This window comes from Paracoccus alcaliphilus, assembly GCF_028553725.1.
Classification (GTDB): domain Bacteria; phylum Pseudomonadota; class Alphaproteobacteria; order Rhodobacterales; family Rhodobacteraceae; genus Paracoccus; species Paracoccus alcaliphilus.
In genome coordinates, this window is the sequence record NZ_CP067124.1 from 552,512 (window position 1) to 576,553 (window position 24,042).

Genomic DNA, 24,042 nt, shown 5'->3' on the forward strand with positions numbered 1-24,042 from the left:
CATGGAGTCGTCGGCTTCTTACACCTCTTCGCCCTGTGCCGAATGCGTGCGCTACGTTCAAGCCGTAGCGGCAGCAGGCACAGGGATCCTGTAGTCCTGTTGTTTTGTCATCATGGCCCAGATGGCGCGCGCCATTTTGTTAGCCAGGGCGATCGCTACCAACATGCGCGGCTTTCTTGCCAGCATCCGCTCCAGCCAGGACCCTTGCGGGATACGTGATCGTCCCAGCCAGTTCAGCCGAGACATGGCGCCGATGATCAGGAGACGCCTGATATCCGCCTGACCTGCTTTTGTGATCCGTCCCAATCGCTCTTTTTCTCCGGAAGAGTGCTGACGCGGAACAAGTCCCAACCAGGCGGCGAAGTCGCGACCACGCCTGAAGGTTTTCATGTCCGGTGCGAAAGCGTCAAATGCCAGTGCTGTGATTGGGCCAACCCCCGGCAAGGTCTGCAGGCGCCTCGCCGTTTCGGCGTCATCCGCTAGCTGGTGTGCCTTCTGAGTTTTCTCGTCGATACGAGCCGTTTGCTCTGCGATCTGTTCCAGAAGGTTCCTGCATTCCTCGCGCACGAGCCGAGGGATAGCTCTTTCATCTGTGTCGAGAATAGCCTTCACGCGACCGATCTGCCTGAGGCCTACCGGGAGCACGTGGCCGAACTCATAAAGAATGGCGCGCAACGCATTTACGAGCTCGGTTCCTTGGTGAACAAGACGTTCCCTGGCTCGGAACAGCACAGCACGAGCCTGCTGCTGGTCGGTCTTCGGAGGCACAAAGCGCATCCCGGGCTGGCGAGCCGCAGTGACAATTGCCTCGGCATCGGTGGCGTCATTTTTCTGGCGCTTAACAAACGGGCGCACATACTGCGGAGGGATCATCAGAACTTGATGGTTGCGGCTGATCAACTCCCGCGCCCAAAAATGAGCGCTGCCGCAAGCTTCCATGGCGATGATCGCCCCAGGATACGCAGCCAGGAAACGCAGAAACTACTGGCGGGGCACCTTCTTGCGGAAAGCCGGCCTTCCATCGGCTGTGGCACCGTGAAGCTGGAAAACAGTTTTGGCCAGATCGACGCCGACTATCATATCATTCATCTTGCCGTCCTTTCCGGTTGGGGAGGGCTGTGCTTCTAACGCTGGCACATTGCGATGCCGGTTGGGGAGGGCGGCAACCATCCCATCTGTAGTCGACACCGGGATCCGGTAGTCCTCCTGTTTTATCGTCATTGCGCAGATTACGCGCGCCATCTTGTTGGCCAGAGCGATCGCCACCAGCATGCAAGGTTTCCCTGCCAGCATCCGCTCCAGCCAAGACCCTTGTGCGATACGTGATCGCCTGAACCGGTTAAGCCGCGACATTGCGCCGATGATGAGCGGGTGAAGAGCCTCTCGGACTACTCCCGGATCTGTCAGGAACATTTCTTCCAAATTGCCGTTTAACCCAGTGTTCCCACTGCTGGCTGCGGTCGGACAGCTACCGAACCCGTCGCCCCTGACGTGGAAGGTAGCCGCGGAGCGGGTTTCTTGTGCACGGCAATTACCCGCTCCGCCCCTCGTAAGTGAATAATGCCCTCCAGATGCTCTCCTTCAAACTGGCCCAAGCGGAACATTTCAGGCCGTCGTGGGTTACGGATCGGTCTCCGGTCGTGCTGGCAGCAGCGGAGGCTGGCGGGGCGGGTTCGTCAGATGGGTTTGACTCGCCCCGTTAATTTTGAGCGGTTTATGCGCCCGAGGAGATCATCGAAATGGTGACGAGACCCTACCAGAGATCGCGCTGAACCCCTAAGGCATCCGCGCGCTACGACGCGCGCTCACATCGGAAAGGAAGACCGATGCACCGTCGAGAGTTCCGCCTATCTGCCGCAGTTACCGTATTTTCGCTGTTCGCGGCTGCCGGTTTGCTGGCCAGGGTTCTGCTACAATCGCCGCCGAAAGGTCGGCCCGACAGCGCGCCAGGGCGAACCGCCCGACGGCTGAGTTTCGGCGGTTACATGGTCGCGGGCCGAACGGTGACCATCGCCGTGCCCCGTCACCGCATCTATGAAATGTGGCGAGACCCGCAAAGGCTAGCCGACTTCATGCAGGATCTGACGGGCGCGGAAGTCTCGGATGACCGCGTCACCTGGATTATAGACTCGCCCGACGGGCGCTACCGGGTCGACACGCAGCTGGTCCTGGATCGCAAGGACGAAGCCCTGGCCTGGCGGTCTGTCGAGGGCGCCGACATCCAAATCGAAGCCAAGGTTCAGTTTCGCGATGCCGCCGCCGGCCGCGGCACGGAGGTCGAGGCCCATGTCGCATGGCGCCCCCATGGCGGCATCGTAGGCCATTGGGCGTCAGCGCTGCGCCGCACCGATCCAGCGGTCCGTGGCAGGCAGGAGTTGAAGCGGCTGAAGATGCTTCTTGAAACGGGCGAAATCGCCACCTCGGCAAACCGGAGGGACCCCTGATGCGCGCATTGACCTGGCATGGCAAACATGACGTTCGCGTCGATACGGTTCCCGACCCCGAAATCATCAATCCGCGCGACGCCGTCATCGAGGTGACGGCCACCGCCATCTGCGGATCGGACCTGCATCTCTATGACGGCGTGATCCCCGGATTGCGCGCAGGCGACATTCTGGGCCACGAGTTCATGGGCCGGGTGGTCGAGAGCGGCCCGAAATCCACGCTGAAAAAGGGCGACCGGGTGGTCGTGCCCTTCACCATTTCCTGCGGGGCGTGTTTTTTCTGCCGGCAGGGTCTGTTCTCGGGTTGCGACAATTCGAACCCGGTCGAGACGCAAGAGGCGTCCGAACTGCTTTACGGACACGCGATGAGCGGGCTTTTCGGCTATTCCCATCTGACCGGCGGCTATCCCGGCGGACAGGCGGAATATGTGCGGGTGCCGTTTTCCGATGTGGGGCCGATCGTCATTCCGGATGGCGTGCCCGACGAGCAGGTGCTGTTTCTGTCCGACATCCTGCCCACCGGCTGGATGGCGGCCGGGAATTGCGACATCGGGGATGGCGACACCGTGGCCGTCTGGGGCTGCGGTCCGGTCGGGCTGTTCGCGATTCAGTCGGCGCTGCTGATGGGGGCGGGCCAGGTGATCGCCATCGACCACTATCCCGGGCGGCTGGATCTGGCGCGCAGGCTGGGGGCGCGGGTCATCGACTATCGCCAGACGCATGTGCTGGAGGCGTTGACGGAAATGACCGGAGGTATCGGTCCCGACGCGGTGATCGACGCGGTCGGGATGGAAAGCCACGGCTTTGCCCCCGACAACCTGCTGGACGCGATGAAGCAGAAGGTCGGTGTCGGGGCTGATCGGGCGCATGCGCTGCGCATGGCGCTGACGGCGGTCAGGAAGGGCGGGCGGGTTTCGGTTCCCGGCGGCTATGGCGGCATGGCGGACAAGTTCCCGCTTGGCGCGCTGATGCAAAAGGGCCTTCAGATCCGCACCGGGCAGACGCATGTGCAGAAATATATCCGCCAGTTGCTGCACCGCATTCTGGAAGGGGAAATCGACACGACCTTCCTGATCTCTCACCGTCTGGCGCTGGAGGATGCGCCGACGGGCTATCAGAATTTCCACGGCAGACAGAACGAATGGACCAAGGTGGTGATGACCCCCGGCACAGTGCGGAATTGAGCGCGGGGAATCGGATGCCATGGCAATCTGCCTGCGCCGGTCCGGGCTTTCGGCTACGCTTCGGGGCCACATCGCGCAGGAGGCGGACCTGTGACCGATGACTTTGACTGCGCGATCATCGGCGGCGGGCCGGCGGGAATGACGGCCGCGATCTATCTTGGCCGGTTTCGAAGACGGGTTGCGCTGATCGACAAGGGCGAAAGCCGGGCCGCGCTGATTCCCCGCTCGCATAATCATCCCGGCTATCCCGATGGCATCAGGGGCCGGGACCTGCTGGACCGGATGCGCCGGCAGGTCGGCAAGCTGGGCGTCGTCACGATATCGGGCGAAGCCACGGATATCGGATATTCGCCGGATGGCCGGTTCAGGGTCGTCGCGGGACAGACAGTCATGGCCGATCACGTCATTCTGGCGACGGGAGTCAGGGACCGCCTGCCCCCGGTCGATGATCCGCTGCGCCATATCCGCGAAGGACTGATCCGGCAATGCCCGGTCTGCGACGCCTATGAGCTGATCGGCCAGCCGGTCGCGGTGATCGGCGCCGGGGATTCCGCCGCAGGCGAGGCGCTGTTTCTCAGCCACTATACCCCCGATATCACCCTTCTGACGCTTGGTAAGGCGCTGGAGATGTCTGCAAGGGTGATCGCGAAACTGAAGAAAGCCGGTGTTCGGATCGTCGCGGACAAGGTTTCGGGCTGGGCTTTCGGACCGGCCGGTGTGGAGGTTCATCTGGAGACCGGACAGCGTCGCTTTGCGGCGGTCTATTCGGGCCTGGGCACCGATCCGCAGAATGCCCTGGCCCGCAGGCTTGGCGTGACGCTGGTGCAGGACGCGCGTATCGGCACCGATGAACATCAGCAGACGACCCGAAAAAACGTCTTCGCAGTCGGCGATGTGGTGACCGGCCTGAACCAGATCGCCGTCGCCATGGCTCAGGCAGAGGTGGCCGCCAGCCGGATTCATACCCAGTTGCGCCTGCGCGAGGGCAGATGCGTTCCCGACAGCCTTTGATGCCCCTGACGGCGGTCGCTGGAACAATTGCGCATCGCCATGGTTTCATCCGCCACCGGCAAACTGTCGCCGAGCCATCCGGCGAAGGGGGGGCATAGGCAAAACTCCGCCACCGCCCACCACGAAGGTGACAATGCCGCAAAGAACCCATGCTAAGCTTTTTCCATCATCTGTCAGGAGGTAATCATGGGCCAGAAATTTGTTCCTGAATTACACGATCCCGATTATCGCGGACCTGAGGGACAGGATGACGCGACCTTGACCGACAAGGAGGTCAAGCAGGCGTTCGACGCTATGATCGCCCAAATGGACGAGGAGGCCCGCGCAGAGCGGGGTCGTGATTAAAAAAACGAAGTCGCCCCGCAAGGACTGTGGGGCGACTTCGAATTCATATTCATGGTTTCCGGCCGGTTAACGCTTAATGCCGATGTTCGGGCATCGCCTTCAGTTCGTCCTTCGACCATCGCGACAGGGCGTGGACCGTTCCCGCCTCGTCGCGCATGATGTCCAGATCGCGTGCCTGCACCAGAACCGGCTTGCTGCCGATGCCCAGAAAGCCGCCGACATCAATCACGACCTCGGTGGCCTCGCCCGCGCCGTGGACATGCGAGACGCTGCCGATCGTCTCGTTGTCGGGGCCGTAAACCTTGGCGCCGTTCAGGGTGTCTTCGGTCAGCTCTGCGGGCTGAAGCCGGGGGTGATTGCTGTGGTCCATGACGGAACTCCTTGGTTGAATTGACGTGGGACCAATCGTCTGCGTCCCGATATGTTCCAGCGGTCGGGGCGAAAATGCGGACCGGCCGATACCGGCACCGGGGGCTTTGCCGGGCCCGATGATCGCGCGCAATGATCGCGATCCTTCGGGAACAATCGCTGGTCCGCGCCGTTTCCTGACGACGCCCTTCATATCAGGAAAGGCACGGAAGATGAGACGCACCGACCCGCTGAGTTTCTGTCTGGGCATCGCCGCCGGTATCGGGCTGAAGGCGGCCTGCGACCTGTTCGCCGCATCTTCGCGGCCAAGGCCGAAGGGCACACATTATGTCCGCGCCGCCGGGCAAAGCCAGATGCAGGCCCCGCCGAAAGAGTGGGATATCGTTGACGAAAAGTCCGACGAATCCTTTCCCGCCAGCGATCCGCCCGGCAATTACTGACCCGGGACCGACAGTGATGACAGCAGGCGAGGCCATGTCGTGACCGGGATCAGGTTCGGCGCGCCCGGCACCGAGGCGCTGCACCTTTGCGTGGACATGCAGCGGCTGTTCGGGCCGGGCTCGTCCTGGGCGGTGCCGTGGATGGAAAAGATCCTGCCCGCGGTGGCCGAACTGACCGAGGTCCATGCCGCGCGCACGATCTTCACCCGCTTCATTCCTCCCGCCGATCAGGGGGCGGCCATCGGGTCATGGACGCGCTATTATGCGGTCTGGCCGCAGATGCTGCGCGACCGGTTGCCGCCCGAATGGCTGGAACTGGCGCCGCCTTTGGCCCGCCATGTTCCGCCGGCACGGCTGTTCGACAAGCAGCTTTATTCGCCCTGGCCTGATGGCAGGCTGGACGGGTTTCTGCGCCGGGCCGGGATCTCGACCCTGATCGTCACCGGGGGCGAGACCGAAGTCTGCGTCCTGGCCACGGTTCTGGGCGCGATCGACCGCGGCTATCGGGTGATTCTGGTGTCGGATGCGGTCTGTTCCTCGGCGGACCCCAGCCATGACGCCGCGATGCAGATCTATGAATCGCGCTTCGGACAGCAGGTTGAGACCGCGCCGCTGGCGGAACTGCTGAATCAATGGCGGGTCTGAACGCCTTGCGGGAACAAAGACCCCGGCCATCGGGTTGGCATTTCCAGGATGCGGCAAACCCGTCGCGGCAAAACCCGGCGATCCGGTCAGTGGAACATCAGGCATGGCGCAATCAGGGCGGACCGCCTCTCACCCTCCCAACCGCGTGTTCCGCGATTTCGGCCGCGCGGCGGGCGGGGCGCTGATCTTTTCACTGCCGATGCTGATGACGATGGAGTTGTGGTCGCTCGGCTTCTATCTGGACCGGCTTCGGTTGTTGCTGCTGGTGGTCGTGACCCTGCCGCTGCTGGTGCTGCTGTCGCGCCATATCGGCTTTGAACGCACCCGAGGCTGGCGCAGCGACGTGTTCGACAGCCTGATCGCGCTGGGGGTGGCGGCGGTGATTTCGGCCGTGGTGCTGTTCCTGCTGGGGGTGATCGACGCCGAAACATCGCTTGACGCGGTGCTGGGCAAGATCTCGATCCAGATGATCCCGGCTTCGATCGGTGCGCTTCTGGCCAAAAGCCAGCTTGGTGCCGGATCCGGGGACGACCCCGAAGAGCAGGACGAATCCTGGTGGGGAGAGTTGTTCCTGATGGCGGTTGGCGCATTGTTTCTGGGGCTGAACACCGCGCCGACCGAAGAGGTGATGGTGATCTCGTATCAGATGACGCATTGGCATGCGCTGGCGCTTGTCGTGCTGTCGTTGCTGCTGATGCATGGCTTTGTCTTTTCGGTGGGCTTTGCCGGCGGCTCCGAGGTCTCCAGCGAAGAGCGGTGGTGGAGTGCATTCATCCGCATGACCTTACCCGGCTTCATCATCGCGCTGACGGTCAGTTTCTGCTTGCTGTGGCTGTTCGCACGCACCGACGGGCTGTCCTTTGACAGTGCGCTGATGGCGACCATCGTTCTGGCGTTCCCCTGTGCGATCGGCGCCGCCGCCGCCCGCCTGATCCTGTGAGGCAATGATGAGCGACGCAGACGAAAACACCGGCAAACGACCCCTGGCAGAGTGGATATTCGGACTGCTGTCCGGCTGTGGCATCGTTGTGCTGATCCTGTTTTTGAGCTGGCAGGCGCTGTTTTCGTCCTCTCATGCGCCGGATCTGGTCGTGTCCGTCATCGGCGTCGAGCGCAAAGGCGACGCAAACATCGCGACTTTCGAGGTTGCGAACCATGGCGACCGGGCAGCATCGGCGGTGACTGTACTGGCGAAAGGACAGCAGGTGGTCGAGTTTGATTATGTGGCGGCCCATTCAATCCGGCGTGGCGCGGTCGGCGTGGCGGCGGGAACCTAGGTCGCGGATCTAGGGATCGCGATCGGCGGGTTCGCGGAACCCTGACACTGCCGGGACGCGGCGGGGCGGCACCCGGGAGCTTCGGGAGGAATTCCGGGAACATTCCCCCCGTTCCGCCCCAGCGACAAAAGCGTTTCCCGCATTTATTTCGACGAATGTCTTTCGTAACTCATTGAACTGACGTATATTCAGAGGAACGCGACTGGCGTCGGGGGACAGCTTCAGCCCGGGCGAAGGGCCGGGAAAACATGTAACACCGCAAGGCAAAATTGCATGAAGGGGCCCATTCGCAGCGAATATGGATTAACATAAAGCAATTGATCGGGCGCATCTGGAGCTTTGAATGACCCGCGAAACGAATGACGATCCGGAGGCGGATTCCCGGCTGGATGCCGCCTTGTCGGAACTGCTGGCGCAGGTGGATGCCGAGCCAATCTCGCCGCGCCCTCGCGAACTGGCGCAGCGGCTTGAGGCCGCGTTGCGGCAAAGCCGCAAGTCGCGCGCGCAGTAAAGGTCCTGTCAGCGGGGATGCTCGGGCTCCAGCGCGCGGCGCAGGATATTGCGGGCGCGGTTCACCCGGCTTTTGATCGTGCCGATGTCGCATTCCAGGATCCGCGCCGCGTCCAGATAGCTTTCACCGATCACCGCCACCAGAATGATCGCCTCGCGGTAATGGACCGGCATCGCCTCCAGCGCGGCGCACAACTCGCGCTGGCGCAGATGCCATTCCTGCGCAGGCGGAACCGAGGGTTGCAGGGACGCGCAATCGCTGCCGCCGGTGCGTTCGCGGGCGGATTTCTTCACATCGGTAAAGAACTTGTTGCGCATGATCGTGAACAGCCAGGCGCGCATATTGGTGCCGGGCCGGTAGAGATCGGCCTTCTCGATGGCGCGCAGCATCGTGTCCTGTACCAGATCCTCGGCATCGCCCGCCGCGCCGCAAAGCGAGCGGGCATAGGCGCGCAAGGCCCTTACATGGGTCAGGACGTCATCCGACATTGTCAACCATCCAGCGCCTGCCTTCCCCTGCTAACCCAATGCCGTGCGCGGGATTCGGTTCCCTGAAGGCAGCGTTCCGGAACGGCGTTCACCGCCGCACAGATGGCAAAAGCGAGATGGACCGGGCTCAGTCGATGCGGTTCTTTCCGGGGCCGCTGCCGCCGGGCTGTTTGGTGTTGAGGTCGCCATGCCGGTTCGGGTCCTCGGTCACCATGTTGGCGGGGTCGATGCGCTGCTGCCGCTGATCCAGCTCCGTCGGCGCGGGGCGGCGCAATCTCTCCAGATCCGTCGGGGGCGGGGGTTGCCGGGCATTCCCGCGCGCGGAGGGGGCAGGGGAAGAATGTCGGCATGACGCAGCCGAACCACGGTCAGACCCGATGCGATGCCGATCCCTAGGGCCAGCAGGCCGGCGACGACCCCCGATGGCGGCAGGACCAGTTCCCAGCCGGGGCTAAGACGGGCGGGCAGCAGCCCGTAATCGACCACCCCGGCCAGCGCAGCGGTGCCCAGCCCCGCCACCCATGCCGCACCCATTCGCGGGCTGCCGATCACGCGCAGCAGAAGGATGGCGACGCCCGCCCAGAAGAACGCCGATACGATATGGATGATCGCACCGGGGGCAGTATGGGTGAGATCCATATCTGCGATGGTCGCGACCGCCGGGCCATGCAGGACATGCGAGGTGGCATTCAGCGGCATCCACGGCGGCAGACCGCCCATGATCGCCAACATACCAAGAACGAGCACCGAAAGAACCGCCGCAAGTGTGCCTGCAAGGGGCAGGGCAAGGCCGAAACGTGCCATCGGATTGCGGACCGTCATGAGGACTCTCCTTCATTCGGGCGCCGTTAACCGCAAAACCCCCGATATGTTCCCGCATCACCGCCGGACGAAAAACTTCGTACGGGTTTTCGCGGGATGAGCCTCACGGATCAGTTTTCGATGCGGCAGGCAGGAACATCCCGCTCGCTACCTTGTTGCTTTCCCGTCTGCCGCAGAAGGCGGCATGAGTTCACAGGAGGATCCGATGAAGACCAAGGCCCTTGATGACCTGTTTCATGACACGTTGCGGGATATCTATTACGCGGAACGCCAGATCCTGAAGGCACTTCCGAAGATGGCGCGCGGCGCACAATCGGAGGATCTGCGTTCGGCCTTCGAGGCGCATCGCGAGGAGACCGAAGTGCATGTCGAACGGCTGCAGAACGTGTTTGAACTAATCGGCAAACGCCCTCGCGGGAAGACCTGTCCGGCTATTGATGGGATCATTGAGGAGGGCGAGGAAATACTGGAATCTTTCAAGGATTCTCCGGCGCTGGATGCGGGGCTTGTGTCGGCGGCGCAGGCGGTCGAACATTACGAGATCACCCGTTATGGCACGCTGAAACGGTGGGCAGAGGTATTGGGCATGAAAGACGCGGCCGCGCTGCTGTCGAGTACTCTGGATGAGGAATCGGCCACGGATGAAAAGTTGACCGGCATTGCCGACAAGACCGCCAATCCCGAAGCCGCCGAACCGGTCTGACACGCCACGCCGAACCATGCCCCGGCCCCGTCTGCGGGCGCCACCTTGGCCCCCTGCGCCCGTCCGGCGCGGGGGTTTTGCCTGTTACGTCGCCTGCGCTATCCAAGAGTCGCGAGATAGGACGATGACCACCAGCCGACATCGTGTTCCAGAACCTCCTGCAGCAGCGCCAGATGGCGGCGGCGCCTTTCGTCGGCCGGCATTTCAAGGGCCCGGTGCATCGCCTCTGCCATTTCGACCGGATCGTGCGGATTGACGATCAGGGCGCTTTGCATAGTCTCGGCCGCGCCGGCAAAGCGCGACAGGATCAGCACGCCCGGATTGCCCACGTCCTGCGCCGCGACATATTCCTTGGCCACAAGATTCATTCCGTCGGCCAAGGGCGTAACAAGGCCGACCCTTGCCTGCCGATAAAGGCCCGCAAGTTCGTTTCGCGGAATGGCGCGGTGAATATAGCGGATCGGCGTCCAGTTCACCGTGGCGAATTTGCCATTGATCCTTCCTGCCAGATGTTCGGTTTCTTCCCGAATATCACGATAGGCGGATACATCTTCCCGTGTCGGCGGAGCCACCTGAAGAAGGTCCACCTTTTCGATGAGCTCCGGATGGTTTTCCAGCAGCGTTTGCAGCGCCCTGAATTTCTGAGGAATGCCCTTGGAATAATCCAGCCTCTCGACGCCGATCATCATGCTGGAATAGGTTAGGCTTCTCATTCTGTCTTCGATATCGGCATTGCGCGCTTCGTCCATGAAACCCAGCGAATCGATGCCGATCGGGAACACCCCAACCCGCAGCTTCCGCTCGCATAAGCGGAATCGCTGATCGTCAAGACGCTGGACCCGGCTGAGGCGGCTCGAACAGTCCTCGAAATTCACAAGGTCGCGCCGGGTCTGAAAACCGACCAGATCATAATGCGACAACCACTCGAACAGATCGGCCGGATTGGGAAGGGCGGCACAATCGGCCAGACTTGGAAAGGGAATGTGAAGGAAAAGGCCGATACGTCCGGCAAAGCCCTGCAGGCGCAGTTCCGATGCCAGCGGCAGTAAATGATAATCCTGAACCCAGATACGGTCAGCCGTTCGCAGATGCGGAATCATCAGCTTTGCGATACGGGAATTTGCGCGCCTGTAGGCCTGCAGGTATTCGGGCGCGATCCTCATCAGATCCGCCCGACCGTGAAACGCGGGCCACAGAACCGTATTCGAGAATCCCAGATAATAGTTGTCGTAAACGGCGCCATTCAGGGTAAAGGACGCGCGCCCAAAGCCGCCGCCCTGATGAAAGCTGAGGGATCCGGCACCGGTGTCGCCCTTGTCGGAATGGCCGATCCAAAGCCCTCCGGTTCTTTGTAACGAATCCTTCAGGGCGACGACCAGACCACCAGAGGGGCTGTCGCCTGACGGCAGGCGGTTGGACACCACGACAAGCCGGCCGGCAGAGCCCGGCGTCTGGGCTGCCGTCGCGAACGTTCTGGTCTTGTCGATGAAGGTCGGCCATGTGCTCCGGGCAGGTTTGGCGCCGTATTGTTCGTCTTCCGTCACATCCATTGTCTCACCCAAGAGCTTCGAGACGCTGCTAACCCGCATCGGCCCCGAATGTTCCAGCCTGCGGCGACCCAGTGTCCGGTCGGACGATGCCGCCGTCATTTCGCGCGGCAGGCACCGGCGGGCAGGAACATTTCAGCGCCTAGCCGGTTGTCCGGGCCATCTGCCGCATGACGCGGCCGGGCCCGGAGGGCCGGATGCTGAACGCCGTCGTTGTGGCAAAATCCCTGAACGGAGAAGCATGATGGAAATCCACGACATGTATCTGAACTGGTTGCGCGATGCGCATGCCATGGAAGAACAGGCCCTGACGATGCTGGGCAGCATGAGCGGGCGGCTGGTGCATTACGACCATCTTCACGCCCGCGTCGAACAACATATCGCCGAAACCGAACGGCAGGAAAAGGCCCTGCGCCAGCTGCTGGAACGCGATTCCGGCACCTCACTGATGAAGGACCTGACCGGCAAGGCCGCCGCGACGGGGCAGGCGCTGGGTGGCGTGTTCGCCTCGGACGAGGTCGTCAAGGGCGCGATCGTGAGTTATGCCTTCGAGTATATGGAGATCGCGTCCTATTCCGTGCTGATCGCCACGGCGCGGATCATCGGCGATGACGAGGCGATAGCGGTCTATGAGCAGAATCTGGCGGAAGAACAGTCGATGGCGAACTGGCTGGCGCAGAACATGGAAGCCACGACCGATTTCTATCTGCGGACCCTCGATTCAGACGGGCCGGAGAAACGTCAGGAATGACCGGCCCTGCACCCCGCCCGGCCCGCAAGCCGCATCGGCGCTGATCGGGAGGCAAGCCACCGCGGCCGGAAGCTGCGGCGGCTTGCCTGCGGGAAACGGTTATTCCCCGCCGTTGGTGGCCCGGTCGTTCTGACGCGCCTTCCGATCTCCAGCTTCGCGGTTCTGGCCGCCCGCATTCGGCTCGTTCGAGCGGTTTTCGTGTTTCGGATTCACGAAGGGGTCAGCCTCGGCCATTTTAGCATCCTGCGCGCCCTTGCGGATGTTGAACTTTTCGTTTTCTGTTTTGGGATCGAATTTCTCGGCCATTTTGATGTTCCTCCTACCCGGACGAAACGGCAGGTCCGTGCAAATGTTCCTGCCGCGACGGCGAATGTGAGCGGCTCAGACATCGTCGGGCAGCGCCCAGGCGATGAAGTGATCGCCGATCGGGGTCTGCATGAAAGTATGCCCGCCCGCATTGATGACCAGATATTGACGACCATCGACCTCATAGACGGCGGGGCTGGCCTGTCCGCCTGCGGGCAGGATATCGCTCCACACTTCTTCACCGGTCTCGATGTCGATGGCGCGGATCAGATCGTCGGTCGTGGCGGCGATGAATATCAGCCCCGAACCCGTCACCACCGCCCCGCCGTTGTTCGGGGTGCCGATGGTGAAGGGCAGGCGCGTGGGGATGCCCCACGGGCCATCGCTGCGCGCCGTACCGAAGGGCTTGTCCCACAGCACCTCGCGCGTTTGCAGGTCCACGGCCATGATGCCGCCATAGGGGGGCTGGGTGCACAGAAGCTGGGTGAAGGGCACGCGCCAGCCCGCATTCACTTCGACCCCATAGGGGGTGTCGGCTTGCGGCGAGACCTCGTCGGGGCTGTTCTCGTGCCAGCCGGGTTCGTCGATGGGAACCACGCCATATTCATCGATCTGTTCGCGCGGAACCAGCCGGGTGCGGTTGGCGGTGATGTTGTAGTTGGCGACCATGATCCCGCGATCCGGATCGACCGCCACCCCGCCCCAGTCCGATCCGCCGTTATAGCCGGGGAACTGAACCCACCAATCGGTACCGGGCGGCGTATAGATGCCTTCGTAACGGCTCTGGCGATACTGGATGCGGCAGAACAGCTGATCCAGCGGCGTCATGCCCCACATATGGCGTTCCTCCAGATCGGGTTTCAGCAGATTGGGAAAGTCGGTGACAAAGGGTTGCGTGGGCGAAAGCCGGTCGGGTTCGACTCCACCTTGCGGAACGGGACGGTCCTCGACCTCGACCAGCAATTCGCCGTTGCGGCGGTCGAAGACCCAGAACATGGATTGCTTGGTGGGCAGGACCAGTGCCGGAATCGGGCCGTCGGGCGTCGGAAAGTCGATCAGCGTGCCCTGCGACCCCAGATCGTAATCCCAGATATCGTAACGCACGGTCTGATAGTGCCACTCGGGCTGGCCGGTTTCGACGTCCAGCGCCACCAGCGCGGTGGAATATTCGTTCTCGGCATCCGAACGGCCGCCGCCCCAGTAATCCACCGCCGCATTACCAAGCGGCAGATAGACAAGCCCCAATTCATCGTCGCCCGACGCGATGGTCCAGACATTGGGCGTGCCGCGGGTATAGGTCTGCCCCTCGGGCGGGGCGCCGGTTTCGCCCGGGCGGCCCATGTCCCATGCCCAGAGCATGTCGCCGCTGGCCGCGTCATAGCCGCGCACCACGCCCGAGGGCGCATCGCGGCGCTGGCCGTCGCGAACCTGCGAATGAACCACCGCGACATTGCGCACGATGGTCGGCGGCGAGGTCGGCGCATACCAGCCCGGCGCGGTATGTCCGATGCCTTCCTCCAGATCGACGCTGCCGCCATTGCCGAAACCTTCGCACAGCTGGCCGGTGCGGACATCCAACGCCAGCAACCGGGCGTCCAACGTGTTCATCAACACCCGTTCGGCGCAGGGTTCGTCCACGGCCAAGTCCGGCGCGGCGTAATAGGCCAGCCCGCGACAGCTTGCGTTATAGGGGATGGCATCCGTTGCAACCCCCGGATCGTGGCGCCACAGTTCCAGCCCGGTCGCGGCATCCAGCGCGATGGCCTGATTCATCGCCGAACAGATCAGCAGCCGGTCGCCGATCTTCAGCGGCGTGTTCTGGTTCGAGAAACTTTCATCCTCTTCGGGCATATCGCCGGTGCGGAACTCCCAGACCTGCTGCAACCCGCCGACATTGGCGGGTGTGATCTGTTCCAGCGGCGAGAAACGGGTGGCGTGATGGGTGCCGCCATAGGCGGGCCAGTCGGCCCCGGCCTGCGGCTGGGCGGCGGCTGCGGTGGAACCTGCGTCGCGTTCGTCCCCGACAGCCTGCTGCGCACGCGCGGTGATATCGCCACGGGTCGCCAGAAGCACCATTGCGGCAAGCCCCGTGAAGACCGCCGCCCCGGCGATGGTTCTGCGGTATCCGGGACGTCCGCCGCGAAGGACCGGCAGGGTCAGCAGCACCAGAACCAGCACCACCAGAGGCGCGACCAGACGGGGAACCTGCGCCCAAGCGTCGAACCCGGCCTCCCACAATGCCCAGATCAGCGTTCCGCCGAAGGTCAGCAGATAGACCCACAGCGCCGCGACGGACCGACGGAACAGGAACCATGCGGTGACCAGCAGTCCTAGCCCGGCGAACAGGTAATACCATGATCCGCCCAGCACGATCAGCCAGACACCGCCGCCAAAAATCGGCGCTCCGAACAGAACCAGCACGGCCCCCAGAAGCATCGTAAGCCCGTCACCCAGCCCGCGTGAACTGATTGGCCTGTTGGAAGCCGTCATGTCCTTATCCTCCCTGCTTTCCGGGCTATGCAACAGTGAAGTAAGGGAAATGTTCCTGATATGCCGCAAGACCGACGACATCAGGAAGAGAACGGCTACCTGACGGTTATGCACTTCTTCATAATGACGGCGGAAAAGCACCATGACGCCAAAAAATGAACGCCCCGGCCCCGCACGCCCTTCGGTCGAGGTGAGATCGCATTGCCCCCGCTCGGCCGAGCATCATGTGCGCACCAGTCATGACGCTTTGGTCCGTCGCCTGGCTTCCTATCTGGGGCTGGACTATAAGGGGCCGTTCGAAAAAGTTCCTGCTGCCATGCCGGATTGGTATCTGGCCCCGCGTGAGACCCTGTGCGGCGAAAACTGGCGGCCACCCAGCATAGCACATTTCTTCCGTGGCTGGACGCGGGATCCGCTTCTGGCGACCAAGGCGGTCGTCCATCCTGCCTTGCCCAACGCCCGTCGCCTGCCGCCGGCCTGGCCCTCCGGCTTTGGCGCTTTGGTGCGCGACCTTACGTTGCGAGGGGTGACGGTTTTCGATGCCAACGACGCGGTATTGGCCGGTCGTAACCTGCTCGGGCTTTCACGGGTGATCCGCCTCAAGCTGGCCGCGGCCGAAGGCGGGCAGGACCAGCATATCGTGAACTCGCCATCCGAACTGGAGGGAGTGCTGAACGATATTTCACCGTCCACGCTGGCCACCGGACTCGTGATAGAGGAAAATCTTGCCCGCGTAACGACGCTGAGCGTCGGGCAGATCAACATGCCCGACCAGGTCATCAGTTATGTCGGTCGGCAGACGAACACGAAAGACAATCATGGGAACGATGCCTATGGCGGCTCGTGCCTGCTCGTCATCCGTGGCGGTCTGGCGCAACTGCTGGAACAATCCCTGCCCGCAGCGGCGCGCGAGGCCATTGGCAAGGCGGCCGAATTCGACAGGCGCGCGCAAGCGGATCTGGACGAGGTGATGGCGTCGCGGCGCAATTATGACATAGCAATCGGCATCACCCATCATGGCCGGTCGCGATGTGGCCTGCTGGAGCAGTCATGGCGCATCGGGGGGGCCAGCGGGGCAGAGATCTTGGCGCTGGAGGTATTGGCATCCCGCCCCGAGGCGAACGCTGTCCGCGCCTCTACCACGGAACGTTACGGATACGATCAACGCGATCCGTCGCCTTTGGACTTCGTCATCTATCATGATGAAGATCCGCGGGTAGGACCCTTGCTGAAAACCGCAAAAGTGGAGGCAATCATTGGAGATTGAACCGCAGGAGCTTCACATCGACGGCCACCGCGTGTCGGGACGGCTGGTCCGGCCCGCGACCGGTGTGCCGGCGGTGCTATTCGTGCATGGATGGGGAGGCAGCCAGGAACGCGATACCGAAAGGGCAAGATCGCTGTCGCAGCTTGGCTTTGTTTCGTTCACTTTCGATCTGCGCGGCCATGGCGCCTCGTCGAACGACCTGCAACGGGTCACGCGCGAAGACAATCTGCGCGATCTCTGCCTTGCTTATGATTTCCTTGCGGCTCAGCCGCAGTCGTCGGAAGCAGTTACGGCGCCTATCTGGCCGCGCTTCTCACTCGACTGCGTAAGGTACGATGGCTGGGGCTGAGGGTGCCGGCCCTTTATCGTGACAAGGATTGGACGCTACCCAAGGGACAACTGGATCGCGACGATCTGACGACATATCGCAGCGCGATCGTCTCGGAACGCAATAAGGCGCTGGATGCCTGCGGCGAGTTCAGCGGGGATGTATTGATAGTCGAGTCCGAATATGACGATCTTGTGCCACATACGACGATTGCAAGCTATATGCGGGCGTTTCTTTGTGCCCGTTCCGTCACCTATCGCCTGATCTCGGGCGCCAATCATGCGCTTTCCTCGCCAGGCAGCAGGCGGGATTATATCGTCCTGATTTCACGCTGGCTGCGCGAGATGATCTTTGGAGCGCGCTAAGTCTTCATTCACCACCGCTGACCCTGATCTATCGTGAAAGCGTGCGGGCTATCAGCTTTCATAGCAATGAAGCCCAACCCGCCGACGTGAGCAATAAAGCCGAGAACTGTGTCAGCCCTTGCCACTCGATAGGCCCAGCATCTGGCGAGCAGTGTTGCGCAGGATGCCGCTGCGCTCGGCATCGGCCAAAGTCGCTGAAGAGAAGTTGCGGATCTGGCTCTGGGTCAGATGGGGCGGTAGCGGGGGAACCTCGGGATCGCTGCGCACTTCGATGACGGTGGGCCGCGCTGCCGCGAGAGCTTCGTCCCACGCGTCACAAATCCTCTCGGGGGCTTCAACCAGAATACCCTGCAAACCAATCATTTCCGCAAAGCGATGATAGGGAACGTCGGGGATCGTTTGGGTGGCCTCGAACTTCGGATTGCCCTCCATGACCCGTTGTTCCCATGTCACCTGATTGAGGTCTCGGTTGTTCAATACCAAGCAGACCCATGTCGGCGTCTTCCAGTCACGCCAGTATTTCGCGACCGTGATCAGTTCGGCCATGTTGTTCATCTGCATGGCGCCATCGCCGACCATGGCGACCACCGCCCGCTCCGGATGGGCGAATTTGGCAGCAATTGCGTAGGGGACCGCCGCCCCCATCGAGGCGAGCCCGCCAGAAAGCGATGCCATCATCCCGTCGCGGATCTTCACGTCACGGGCAAACCAGTTCGCGCAAGATCCAGAATCCGAGGTCAGGATGGCATTGTCAGGCAAACGTGCCGACAGCTCCCAGAATGGCAATTGAGGGTTTACCGGCCTGGCGGGCTGACGCGCTCGTCCTTCCAGTGTCTTCCAGCTCTTTTGGACGCTTCGCTCGATCTTGCGTTGCCACGGCCCTCTTCGCTTGCGTTTAAGAAGGGGAAGCAATGTCCGTAAGGTTTCGCTGCTATCGCCGACCAAACTGACTTCCATCGGATAGCGCAGCGACAGCATTGAGGGATCGATGTCGATCTGAACCCCTCTTGCCGTCCCCTCTTCAGGAAGAAACTCGGAATAGGGAAATCCCGTTCCGACCATCAGCAGCGTATCGCAGCCCGTCATCAGTTCCCAGCTGGCTTCAGTTCCCAGCAATCCTATCGCGCCCGTCACATAGCGAAGGTCGTCCGGAAGGACAGCTTTGCCCAGCAATGCCTTGGCCACGCCCGCTCCCAGAATCTCGGCCACGGCCTTTACTTCCACGGACGCGCCCAACGCGCCGGCGCCGACCAACATCGCGACACGCTTTCCGGCATTCAGTACATCCGCAGCGCGCTGCAGGTCCTTGCCCCAGGGTAGCGTTCGCGGATGCGAAAGGCCTACGCCTGAAAAAACCGCGCCATGCGCGCGGGACGGATCTTCATAAACCGCCTCCTGAAGATCATTTGGAAAGATCAGAGCCGCAACCTTCCGACCGCCGATGGCCGTCCGTATGGCCCGGTCGGTCAGATGCCGGACCTGCGATGGCAGACTGGCCTGCTGCACGAAGGCGCTGACATCCTTGAACATGGAGACAAGGTCGATTTCCTGCTGGTAGTGAGAGCCCAGAGCCGTCCGCGCCTGCTGACCCGAAATCGCCAAAACTGGCGCGTGGGCCCGGTCCGGAAGTGGCCAGACAAACGCCCAACTCACCGGTGAACTTGGCATGTGCCGTCGCCATGAAGGCAGCCATTTCCTCATGTCTGACCTGTATGAATTCGATGTCTCCCTCGCGACTCTGCAACGCGCCCAGCAGACCGTTGATACCATCGCCAGGATAGCCGAAGATTCGGGTGACTCCCCAATCCTTCAACCGCTGCCAGAAGAAATCGCCTACTGTCCGTGCCATGCGCGCCTCCTGTTTGCGTTGGCCGACTGACGTAACCGTTTGCCGCATGAGGTGTTCCCACTAAAGATCGGCACCGTCGGGAACATTGGCGGGCGGTCGGTGTTCTGGGGGTCCCATTGCATGGAGGATCCCGCTTATGCCGGTAGACGGGCAGCAACAGCACAGGTCATCAGATACCGTTCGCAACAGGTCCGAAACGAAAACGGATCGTTCGGCAGGCGAGGCTGGCGCACCTGTCGACATGGACTACTATCGGAAGTCCAAGCAAGTAGGAGCGCGGCTGACACTTGGCGCCTGGGCCCCCGCGCTCGTGCTGCTGGCATTGATCGCTATGGCGAGCCTGTGGTTTCTGGTTGGCTGAGCAACGACAGTTCCCTCAACAATAACGGAATCAGTTGCAGGAATGATATGCACGAATGTCAGATCGAACAGCTAAACGATTTGGTAGGGCAAAATCGTCCGACGCATTGCTCGGCAGAGGAGCCAGCGTCACAAACATATCCTGGCTCAGCCGTTCCCGGGTTCGAACATTAGGTCGTGTGGGGATTCATCGTGAGTTGATAACGGCGGCAGCGAGGTAGACCATTGCTTCGAAGCTCCGGTCGGTCTTGCAGGCACGCATGGCGATGCGCTTGAACTCCTTGAGCTTGCAGAAGAAGTTCTCGATGAGATGGCGCCAGGCGTAGATATCGGCGTCGATCCTGAGCTTCTGCGCACGGGCGGGGTGTTGCGAGATCACGATCCGGGCGCCGCGATCGTTCAACTCGGCAACCAGCGCATTGCTGTCGAAGGCCTTGTCGGCGATCAAGCCGTCGAAGGCGATCCCGTCGATCAGCGGCGGCACCTCGACGCTGTCGTAGCGCTGGCCCGGCATCAGACGGAAGCGCACGAGGTTGCCCAAGGCATCGGTGAGGGCCAGGATCTTGGTCGTTATGCCGCCTTTGGAGCGGCCAATGGCCTGGCTCTGAGTCCCCCTTTTGCGCCCTGTCCGTGACGATGGACCTTGACAATTGTGGCATCGACCATGGCGTATTCCAGGTCGGGATCATCCGACAGCGCATCGAATATGCGCCTGAAAACATCGGCTTCCCGCCAATCTCGGAACCGCCGGAACACCGTGTTCCAGTTGCCGAACCGTTCCGGCAGGTCGCGCCACGGACTGCCCGTGCGCACAATCCACAGCACCGTTTCCAGAAACAGTCGGTTGTCTTTTCCGCTCCGTCCAGGGTCGCTTGACTTACCCAGACAGTGCGGCTCGATCTTCGCCCATTGGGCATCCGTCAGAACATCGCGATCCATCCGAAGTATGAATCACATCAACCCCCGCTTGTGAATCCCCACACGCCCTAATGATCGTGTAGCGGCGGTGAACCCGGACTGGTTTGGCGCATCGGTCGTGCCAGCGCAACGATATGGGCGCTAACGCGCTTTCCGGAATGGGTGGGGGGACCTGATAGGTCAGACCAGTACGCGAATATGACGGAACTGGCCCCGTTCTGTCTGCGTCACAACATCGGCCGTCCACCGGTCACCTCATAGAGAGCGCCAGTGGTATAGCTCGACTCGCTCGATGCAAGCAGGACATATGTCGCCGCAAGTTCGGCGGGCTGCCCTGGCCGTTTCAGCGGGGTGTCCTTGCCGAAATTCCTTACCTTCTCTTCCGGCATGGTTGATGGGATCAGCGGCGTCCAGATGGGCCCCGGAGCCACTGCGTTGACGCGGATGCCCCGATCTGCCAGCAGCCCCGCGAGCCCTGCCGTGAAATTGGCGATCGCCCCTTTGGTTGTGGCATAGGCCAGCAAGGTTGCCGAAGGGCTTGTGGCGTTGATCGACGAGGTGTTGATGATTGCGGCGCCCGGTTTCATGTGCTTTACCGCTTCTTGGCAGAGGTAAAACATCGAGTAGATGTTGGTCCTGAAGGTCAGGTCCCATTCCTCGGTGCTGATATCCTCGAACTGCTCGAATGTTGCCTGATGAGCGGCGTTATTGACCAGAATGTCCAGCCGGCCCAGCTCCTCCACGGCCTTGCCAATCAGAGATCTGGCATAATGTTCGTCCGAGATGTCGCCCCGCGCCAGAACAGCCTTCCGCCCCGCCTTTTCCACCCAGCGGGCGGTGTCCTGCGCATCCTCGTCTTCTTCCAGATAGTTGATGACGATATCCGCGCCTTCCCGCGCGAAGGCAATGGCGACTGCCCTCCCGATGCCTGAATCTCCGCCGGTAATGATTGCTACGCGGTCCTTGAGCCGATCATTGCCGCGATAGCTCTCCTCACCATGATCCGGTTGCGGATCCATCTGGCCGGTATAACCGGGCATGTCCTGCTGTTGTTCGGGCAGCGGAGGCTGGACGTGCTTCTTCTGCGGATCATCCTGCATTTTTTACTCCTGTTCAAATGCTGCTTCACCTCGACAAGAGATGCGGCATCAATTCTAAACGTTGGGGCACTCGTGCCGCTTGAGACACTCGCTTTCCTGGATTTGCCTGCACGGGAGCCGGTGCAAACGCACATGTCCGCGCATTTACAACTGGTGCAACAGGAACCGGTGCCTGTTGTTCCCGATAAAGCAACAAAATCGCTGATTTTTCTCTTTGTCCTATTGGCGAGCAGGTTCCGAATGACCAAAATGCATCGGCAGAAGGTGGCTCTCGGCATGGTGCCGGCCAGCGCCACAGAAACGGTCCTGACTGCGGCTATCTCGGCACGGAAGAGGCGCCGGTGACGGCGTTTCGGCTGGCGCGCGCGGCCTAGTCATCCTGCCGATGATCTCACGCTCAACCGGTTGCCCCACAAGATCGAGAGCCGGTGAGGATTTTTACGCCATCTTTGTCTGTATCATGGTCGACGCTGGGGGATCGAGATCGTCAACAAGATGCTCTTCGGACCACGTGTCGCGTTTTACAGTTACGATCACGCAATTCACCTCACAGAACGTACGACTGAAGGCGGAGGACTTCCGGATCGAAAAGACGCAAAACAATGAAGCGCGATTTCAAGGTTGTCGACGTTTTCTCGGCGAGTGAGACAGCCGCCGCGCTGGTGCGGTCCCGATCGCCACGCCAAGCTAGCATGCGGCGATCTGGCATTCAGCGATGAAGACAACTTGACTTTGTATAGGTCAGGGTTCCTATACTTAGGCAGGTTTTCGCTTATCATGGTTTATTGTCATGCCCCACAAATCCACCCCGCGCATCTTCCGTCCTGCCGTTTCGCCCCATGAATGGGCGGTGATCCTGACCGTTCTCGGCACCTACCGCCACAACAAGGATTTCCGGAAAATCCATGATCGCTTGACCGACGAAGCAGCGAAAGCGGGAATCAAGGTTCCACAGGGCTTGTCCCAGGTCGGCCAGCACTGACGAAGGCGCGTGGGCCGCGCCCGCAGACGACGGGAACATATGCCCGCCCCCCAAGTTACAGGCATGGAGGTTTGACCCATGACCAGAGAACGACCGAAGCAGCACAACCCAGCGGCCGATCCCGAGCGGGAGAATGGCCAAGGTGAACATGAGGGCGTCCCGCACGATCCGAAAGAGTTCGACACGCTCAATCCGGCCAAGCAGAAAGACATTCGGCAAGATGCCGACAATCCCGTCGAGCCGGATGGCCGGAAGCCCGACACTGCCATGTGCGAGAACCGGGACCGGCCGGGAATGGTCGATAAGAGCGAAGACTGCTGACTCAACCGGCGTTGTTGCAGAACTCCGTTTTCTGAGGGATTCACACTGCGAATCCAGTGGGCTAAGGGGCGAGTATGAGCAAGCCTGAGCCGACCCGCTACCGCACGATGAACTGGAAGTCCTACAACGATGCCTTGAAGCGGCGCGGGTCCCTTCTGATCTGGCTGGACAAGGACATGGTTTGGCGCGCACCCAAATCCGGATGCAATGGTCGGCCGCCGGTCTTCTCTGATGCCGCGATCCAGTTCTGCTTGATGGTGAAGGTTCTGTTCGGCCTGCCTCTGCGGCAAACGACAGGGATGGTGGCGAGCATCCTTTCGATGGCCGGGCTCGACTGGCGGGTGCCCGATTTCTCGACCCTGAGCCGCAGGCAGAAGCGCATCACGGTTCAGATCACGAGCCGCCGTGCGCCGGGGCCGCTGAACCTGCTGGTGGACAGCACCGGGATCAAGTTTCTTGGTGATGGGGAATGGCTTGCCCGCAAGCATGGCCCGCATCGCCGACGCCAATATCGTAAGGTTCATCTGGCGATGGACACGGCTACAGGTGACATCCGCGCCGTCGAATTCACCTCAAGCCGTGAAGGCGACAGCCCTGTTCTGCCCGACCTGCTCAACCAGATCCCAGAGGATGAACAGATCGGCACCGTCACCGGCGACGGTGCCTTTGACACCCGACGCTGCCACACCGCGATCCTGGATCGAGGCGGCACCGCCATCATCCCGATCCGGAGGAATGGCCGTCTCTGGAAGGAGGATTGCCCCGCAGCCAGGGCGCGCAACGAGATCCTCCGGGCAACCCAGCGCTTGGGCAGGGCCATATGGAAGCGCTGGTCAGGTTATCACGTCCGAAGCAGGATCGAGGCAAGGATGCGCTGCCTCAAGGCCTTCGGTGAACGCATCTCATCACGAGACCCGGACCGCCAGACCGCCGAAATCCATATCCGCATCGCCCTCATGAACCGCTTCAATGCCCTCGGATCCGCCGAGATCAAACGCGTGGCATGAACTCAACGCGGAAAGGGAAAACTGCGCTCACACACTGACTTCTGCAACAACGCCGACTCAACCCACGGAAGCAAGCCGGGTCCGGCCGGTCTCGCGCCTGCTCCGGGGTGCCGCTTCAAACTTCGCAAGTAGGCGGAACAAGGCTACTTGTTTGGCGTTCTTGTCGCGATGCAGCATCTGACGTCCCGCATCGCCATTTTTTTTGTAATTGC

Annotated in this window: 27 protein-coding genes and 2 pseudogenes; 18 read left to right on the top strand and 11 right to left on the bottom strand. The window is 61.6% G+C overall.

Annotation, left to right across the window (positions count from 1 at the left end; genetic code table 11):
• Positions 1 to 57: 57 nt before the first annotated feature.
• Positions 58 to 1,089 (bottom strand): annotated as a pseudogene (locus JHW40_RS02915) (IS110 family RNA-guided transposase).
• 914 nt (positions 1,090 to 2,003) lie between these two features.
• Here JHW40_RS02915 and JHW40_RS02925 point away from each other — a divergent pair.
• The 4 genes from JHW40_RS02925 (at position 2,004) to JHW40_RS02940 (ending at position 4,984) form a co-directional block, all read left to right on the top strand.
• Positions 2,004 to 2,444, top strand: coding sequence for an SRPBCC family protein (locus JHW40_RS02925; protein WP_272849040.1), 441 nt, complete (start codon positions 2,004 to 2,006; stop codon positions 2,442 to 2,444).
• Positions 2,444 to 3,628: a zinc-dependent alcohol dehydrogenase gene (locus JHW40_RS02930; protein WP_090617692.1), complete on the top strand. Its 1,185-nt coding sequence runs from the start codon at positions 2,444 to 2,446 to the stop codon at positions 3,626 to 3,628. Before JHW40_RS02925 ends, JHW40_RS02930 begins: the two co-directional genes overlap by 1 nt.
• Positions 3,629 to 3,718: 90 nt before the next feature.
• Complete coding sequence (locus JHW40_RS02935) at positions 3,719 to 4,639, top strand: NAD(P)/FAD-dependent oxidoreductase (protein ID WP_090617690.1); 921 nt, start codon at positions 3,719 to 3,721, stop codon at positions 4,637 to 4,639.
• Between the two features lie 186 nt (positions 4,640 to 4,825).
• A complete protein-coding gene (locus tag JHW40_RS02940; protein WP_170851981.1) occupies positions 4,826 to 4,984 on the top strand; it encodes a hypothetical protein in 159 nt (52 codons plus the stop codon).
• 73 nt (positions 4,985 to 5,057) lie between these two features.
• Here JHW40_RS02940 and JHW40_RS02945 read toward each other — a convergent pair whose 3' ends face one another.
• Positions 5,058 to 5,354 (bottom strand): PRC-barrel domain-containing protein, encoded by a 297-nt coding sequence (locus JHW40_RS02945; RefSeq protein WP_090617688.1) that lies wholly within the window; start codon positions 5,352 to 5,354, stop codon positions 5,058 to 5,060.
• A gap of 211 nt (positions 5,355 to 5,565) precedes the next feature.
• On the opposite strand from JHW40_RS02945, the gene JHW40_RS02950 reads away from it, so the two are divergent.
• The 5 genes from JHW40_RS02950 (at position 5,566) to JHW40_RS02970 (ending at position 8,226) form a co-directional block, all read left to right on the top strand.
• A complete protein-coding gene (locus JHW40_RS02950; RefSeq protein ID WP_090617686.1) occupies positions 5,566 to 5,793 on the top strand; it encodes a hypothetical protein in 228 nt (75 codons plus the stop codon).
• A 39-nt stretch (positions 5,794 to 5,832) separates the two neighbouring features.
• Positions 5,833 to 6,438: a cysteine hydrolase family protein gene (locus JHW40_RS02955; RefSeq protein WP_244519393.1), complete on the top strand. Its 606-nt coding sequence runs from the start codon at positions 5,833 to 5,835 to the stop codon at positions 6,436 to 6,438.
• 103 nt (positions 6,439 to 6,541) lie between these two features.
• Entirely contained in the window at positions 6,542 to 7,378 is an 837-nt protein-coding gene (locus JHW40_RS02960) for a TIGR02587 family membrane protein (RefSeq protein WP_272849041.1), read from the top strand.
• Positions 7,379 to 7,385: 7 nt separating this feature from the next.
• Positions 7,386 to 7,715 (top strand): hypothetical protein, encoded by a 330-nt coding sequence (locus JHW40_RS02965; RefSeq protein WP_272849042.1) that lies wholly within the window; start codon positions 7,386 to 7,388, stop codon positions 7,713 to 7,715.
• A 343-nt stretch (positions 7,716 to 8,058) separates the two neighbouring features.
• Positions 8,059 to 8,226 carry a hypothetical protein gene (locus JHW40_RS02970; RefSeq protein ID WP_170851980.1) on the top strand — a complete coding sequence of 56 codons (168 nt, stop codon included), beginning with the start codon at positions 8,059 to 8,061 and terminating at the stop codon, positions 8,224 to 8,226.
• Positions 8,227 to 8,234: 8 nt separating this feature from the next.
• On the opposite strand, the gene JHW40_RS02975 is transcribed toward JHW40_RS02970, so the two are convergent.
• Positions 8,235 to 8,714, bottom strand: a complete 480-nt coding sequence (locus JHW40_RS02975) for a sigma-70 family RNA polymerase sigma factor (RefSeq protein ID WP_090617680.1) — start codon at positions 8,712 to 8,714, stop codon at positions 8,235 to 8,237.
• Between the two features lie 207 nt (positions 8,715 to 8,921).
• Positions 8,922 to 9,536, bottom strand: coding sequence for a hypothetical protein (locus JHW40_RS02980; RefSeq protein ID WP_272849043.1), 615 nt, complete (start codon positions 9,534 to 9,536; stop codon positions 8,922 to 8,924).
• Positions 9,537 to 9,741: 205 nt separating this feature from the next.
• Here JHW40_RS02980 and JHW40_RS02985 point away from each other — a divergent pair, with 205 nt between their 5' ends.
• Positions 9,742 to 10,239 (top strand): YciE/YciF ferroxidase family protein, encoded by a 498-nt coding sequence (locus JHW40_RS02985; protein ID WP_090617678.1) that lies wholly within the window; start codon positions 9,742 to 9,744, stop codon positions 10,237 to 10,239.
• Between the two features lie 98 nt (positions 10,240 to 10,337).
• Here the strand turns inward: JHW40_RS02985 and JHW40_RS02990 are convergent, their stop codons facing one another.
• The gene (locus JHW40_RS02990) at positions 10,338 to 11,888 is read right to left on the bottom strand and encodes an alpha,alpha-trehalose-phosphate synthase (UDP-forming) (RefSeq protein ID WP_336390102.1); all 1,551 of its coding nucleotides are present in this window, start codon (positions 11,886 to 11,888) and stop codon (positions 10,338 to 10,340) included.
• Positions 11,889 to 12,030: 142 nt separating this feature from the next.
• Here JHW40_RS02990 and JHW40_RS02995 point away from each other — a divergent pair, with 142 nt between their 5' ends.
• Positions 12,031 to 12,537 (top strand): ferritin-like domain-containing protein, encoded by a 507-nt coding sequence (locus JHW40_RS02995; RefSeq protein ID WP_090617674.1) that lies wholly within the window; start codon positions 12,031 to 12,033, stop codon positions 12,535 to 12,537.
• A 99-nt stretch (positions 12,538 to 12,636) separates the two neighbouring features.
• Here JHW40_RS02995 and JHW40_RS03000 read toward each other — a convergent pair whose 3' ends face one another.
• Both JHW40_RS03000 and JHW40_RS03005 read right to left on the bottom strand, forming a co-directional pair.
• Positions 12,637 to 12,843: a hypothetical protein gene (locus JHW40_RS03000; protein ID WP_090617672.1), complete on the bottom strand. Its 207-nt coding sequence runs from the start codon at positions 12,841 to 12,843 to the stop codon at positions 12,637 to 12,639.
• Between the two features lie 75 nt (positions 12,844 to 12,918).
• Entirely contained in the window at positions 12,919 to 15,333 is a 2,415-nt protein-coding gene (locus tag JHW40_RS03005) for a membrane-bound PQQ-dependent dehydrogenase, glucose/quinate/shikimate family (RefSeq protein WP_090617670.1), read from the bottom strand.
• Positions 15,334 to 15,475: 142 nt separating this feature from the next.
• On the opposite strand from JHW40_RS03005, the gene JHW40_RS03010 reads away from it, so the two are divergent.
• From JHW40_RS03010 to JHW40_RS03020, 3 genes are read left to right on the top strand one after another with little or no spacing between them, the layout of a single operon-like run.
• Complete coding sequence (locus JHW40_RS03010; protein ID WP_090617668.1) at positions 15,476 to 16,600, top strand: DUF3182 family protein; 1,125 nt, start codon at positions 15,476 to 15,478, stop codon at positions 16,598 to 16,600.
• Positions 16,590 to 16,949: an alpha/beta hydrolase family protein gene (locus JHW40_RS03015; protein WP_211657448.1), complete on the top strand. Its 360-nt coding sequence runs from the start codon at positions 16,590 to 16,592 to the stop codon at positions 16,947 to 16,949. Before JHW40_RS03010 ends, JHW40_RS03015 begins: the two co-directional genes overlap by 11 nt.
• Before the next feature lie 2 nt (positions 16,950 to 16,951).
• Complete coding sequence (locus tag JHW40_RS03020) at positions 16,952 to 17,293, top strand: alpha/beta hydrolase (protein WP_211657447.1); 342 nt, start codon at positions 16,952 to 16,954, stop codon at positions 17,291 to 17,293.
• A 111-nt stretch (positions 17,294 to 17,404) separates the two neighbouring features.
• Here JHW40_RS03020 and JHW40_RS03025 read toward each other — a convergent pair whose 3' ends face one another.
• The 4 genes and pseudogenes from JHW40_RS03025 to JHW40_RS03035 all read right to left on the bottom strand — a co-directional run bounded on the left by JHW40_RS03025 (position 17,405) and on the right by JHW40_RS03035 (position 21,520).
• Entirely contained in the window at positions 17,405 to 18,994 is a 1,590-nt protein-coding gene (locus tag JHW40_RS03025; RefSeq protein ID WP_419182456.1) for a thiamine pyrophosphate-requiring protein, read from the bottom strand.
• Positions 18,909 to 19,190, bottom strand: a pseudogene (locus JHW40_RS24095) (thiamine pyrophosphate-binding protein); the annotation flags it as partial. The gene JHW40_RS03025 and the pseudogene JHW40_RS24095, both read right to left, overlap by 86 nt.
• A gap of 499 nt (positions 19,191 to 19,689) precedes the next feature.
• A protein-coding gene (locus tag JHW40_RS03030) for an IS5 family transposase (RefSeq protein WP_090617666.1) occupies positions 19,690 to 20,441 on the bottom strand; the annotation gives its coding sequence in 2 pieces (ribosomal slippage) (positions 19,690 to 20,111 and positions 20,111 to 20,441; 753 coding nt in all).
• Positions 20,442 to 20,647: 206 nt separating this feature from the next.
• Positions 20,648 to 21,520, bottom strand: a complete 873-nt coding sequence (locus JHW40_RS03035) for an SDR family oxidoreductase (protein ID WP_272849045.1) — start codon at positions 21,518 to 21,520, stop codon at positions 20,648 to 20,650.
• Between JHW40_RS03035 and JHW40_RS03040 the strand changes: the two genes are divergently transcribed.
• The 4 genes from JHW40_RS03040 to JHW40_RS03055 all read left to right on the top strand — a co-directional run bounded on the left by JHW40_RS03040 (position 21,494) and on the right by JHW40_RS03055 (position 23,830).
• Positions 21,494 to 21,865, top strand: a complete 372-nt coding sequence (locus JHW40_RS03040) for a hypothetical protein (protein ID WP_272849046.1) — start codon at positions 21,494 to 21,496, stop codon at positions 21,863 to 21,865. The two genes, JHW40_RS03035 and JHW40_RS03040, sit on opposite strands and share 27 nt — an antisense overlap.
• Before the next feature lie 445 nt (positions 21,866 to 22,310).
• A complete protein-coding gene (locus tag JHW40_RS03045; RefSeq protein ID WP_272849047.1) occupies positions 22,311 to 22,502 on the top strand; it encodes a hypothetical protein in 192 nt (63 codons plus the stop codon).
• A 78-nt stretch (positions 22,503 to 22,580) separates the two neighbouring features.
• A complete protein-coding gene (locus JHW40_RS03050) occupies positions 22,581 to 22,823 on the top strand; it encodes a hypothetical protein (RefSeq protein ID WP_272849048.1) in 243 nt (80 codons plus the stop codon).
• A 74-nt stretch (positions 22,824 to 22,897) separates the two neighbouring features.
• Positions 22,898 to 23,830 carry an IS5-like element ISPpa3 family transposase gene (locus JHW40_RS03055; RefSeq protein ID WP_026155396.1) on the top strand — a complete coding sequence of 311 codons (933 nt, stop codon included), beginning with the start codon at positions 22,898 to 22,900 and terminating at the stop codon, positions 23,828 to 23,830.
• Positions 23,831 to 24,042: the final 212 nt, after the last annotated feature.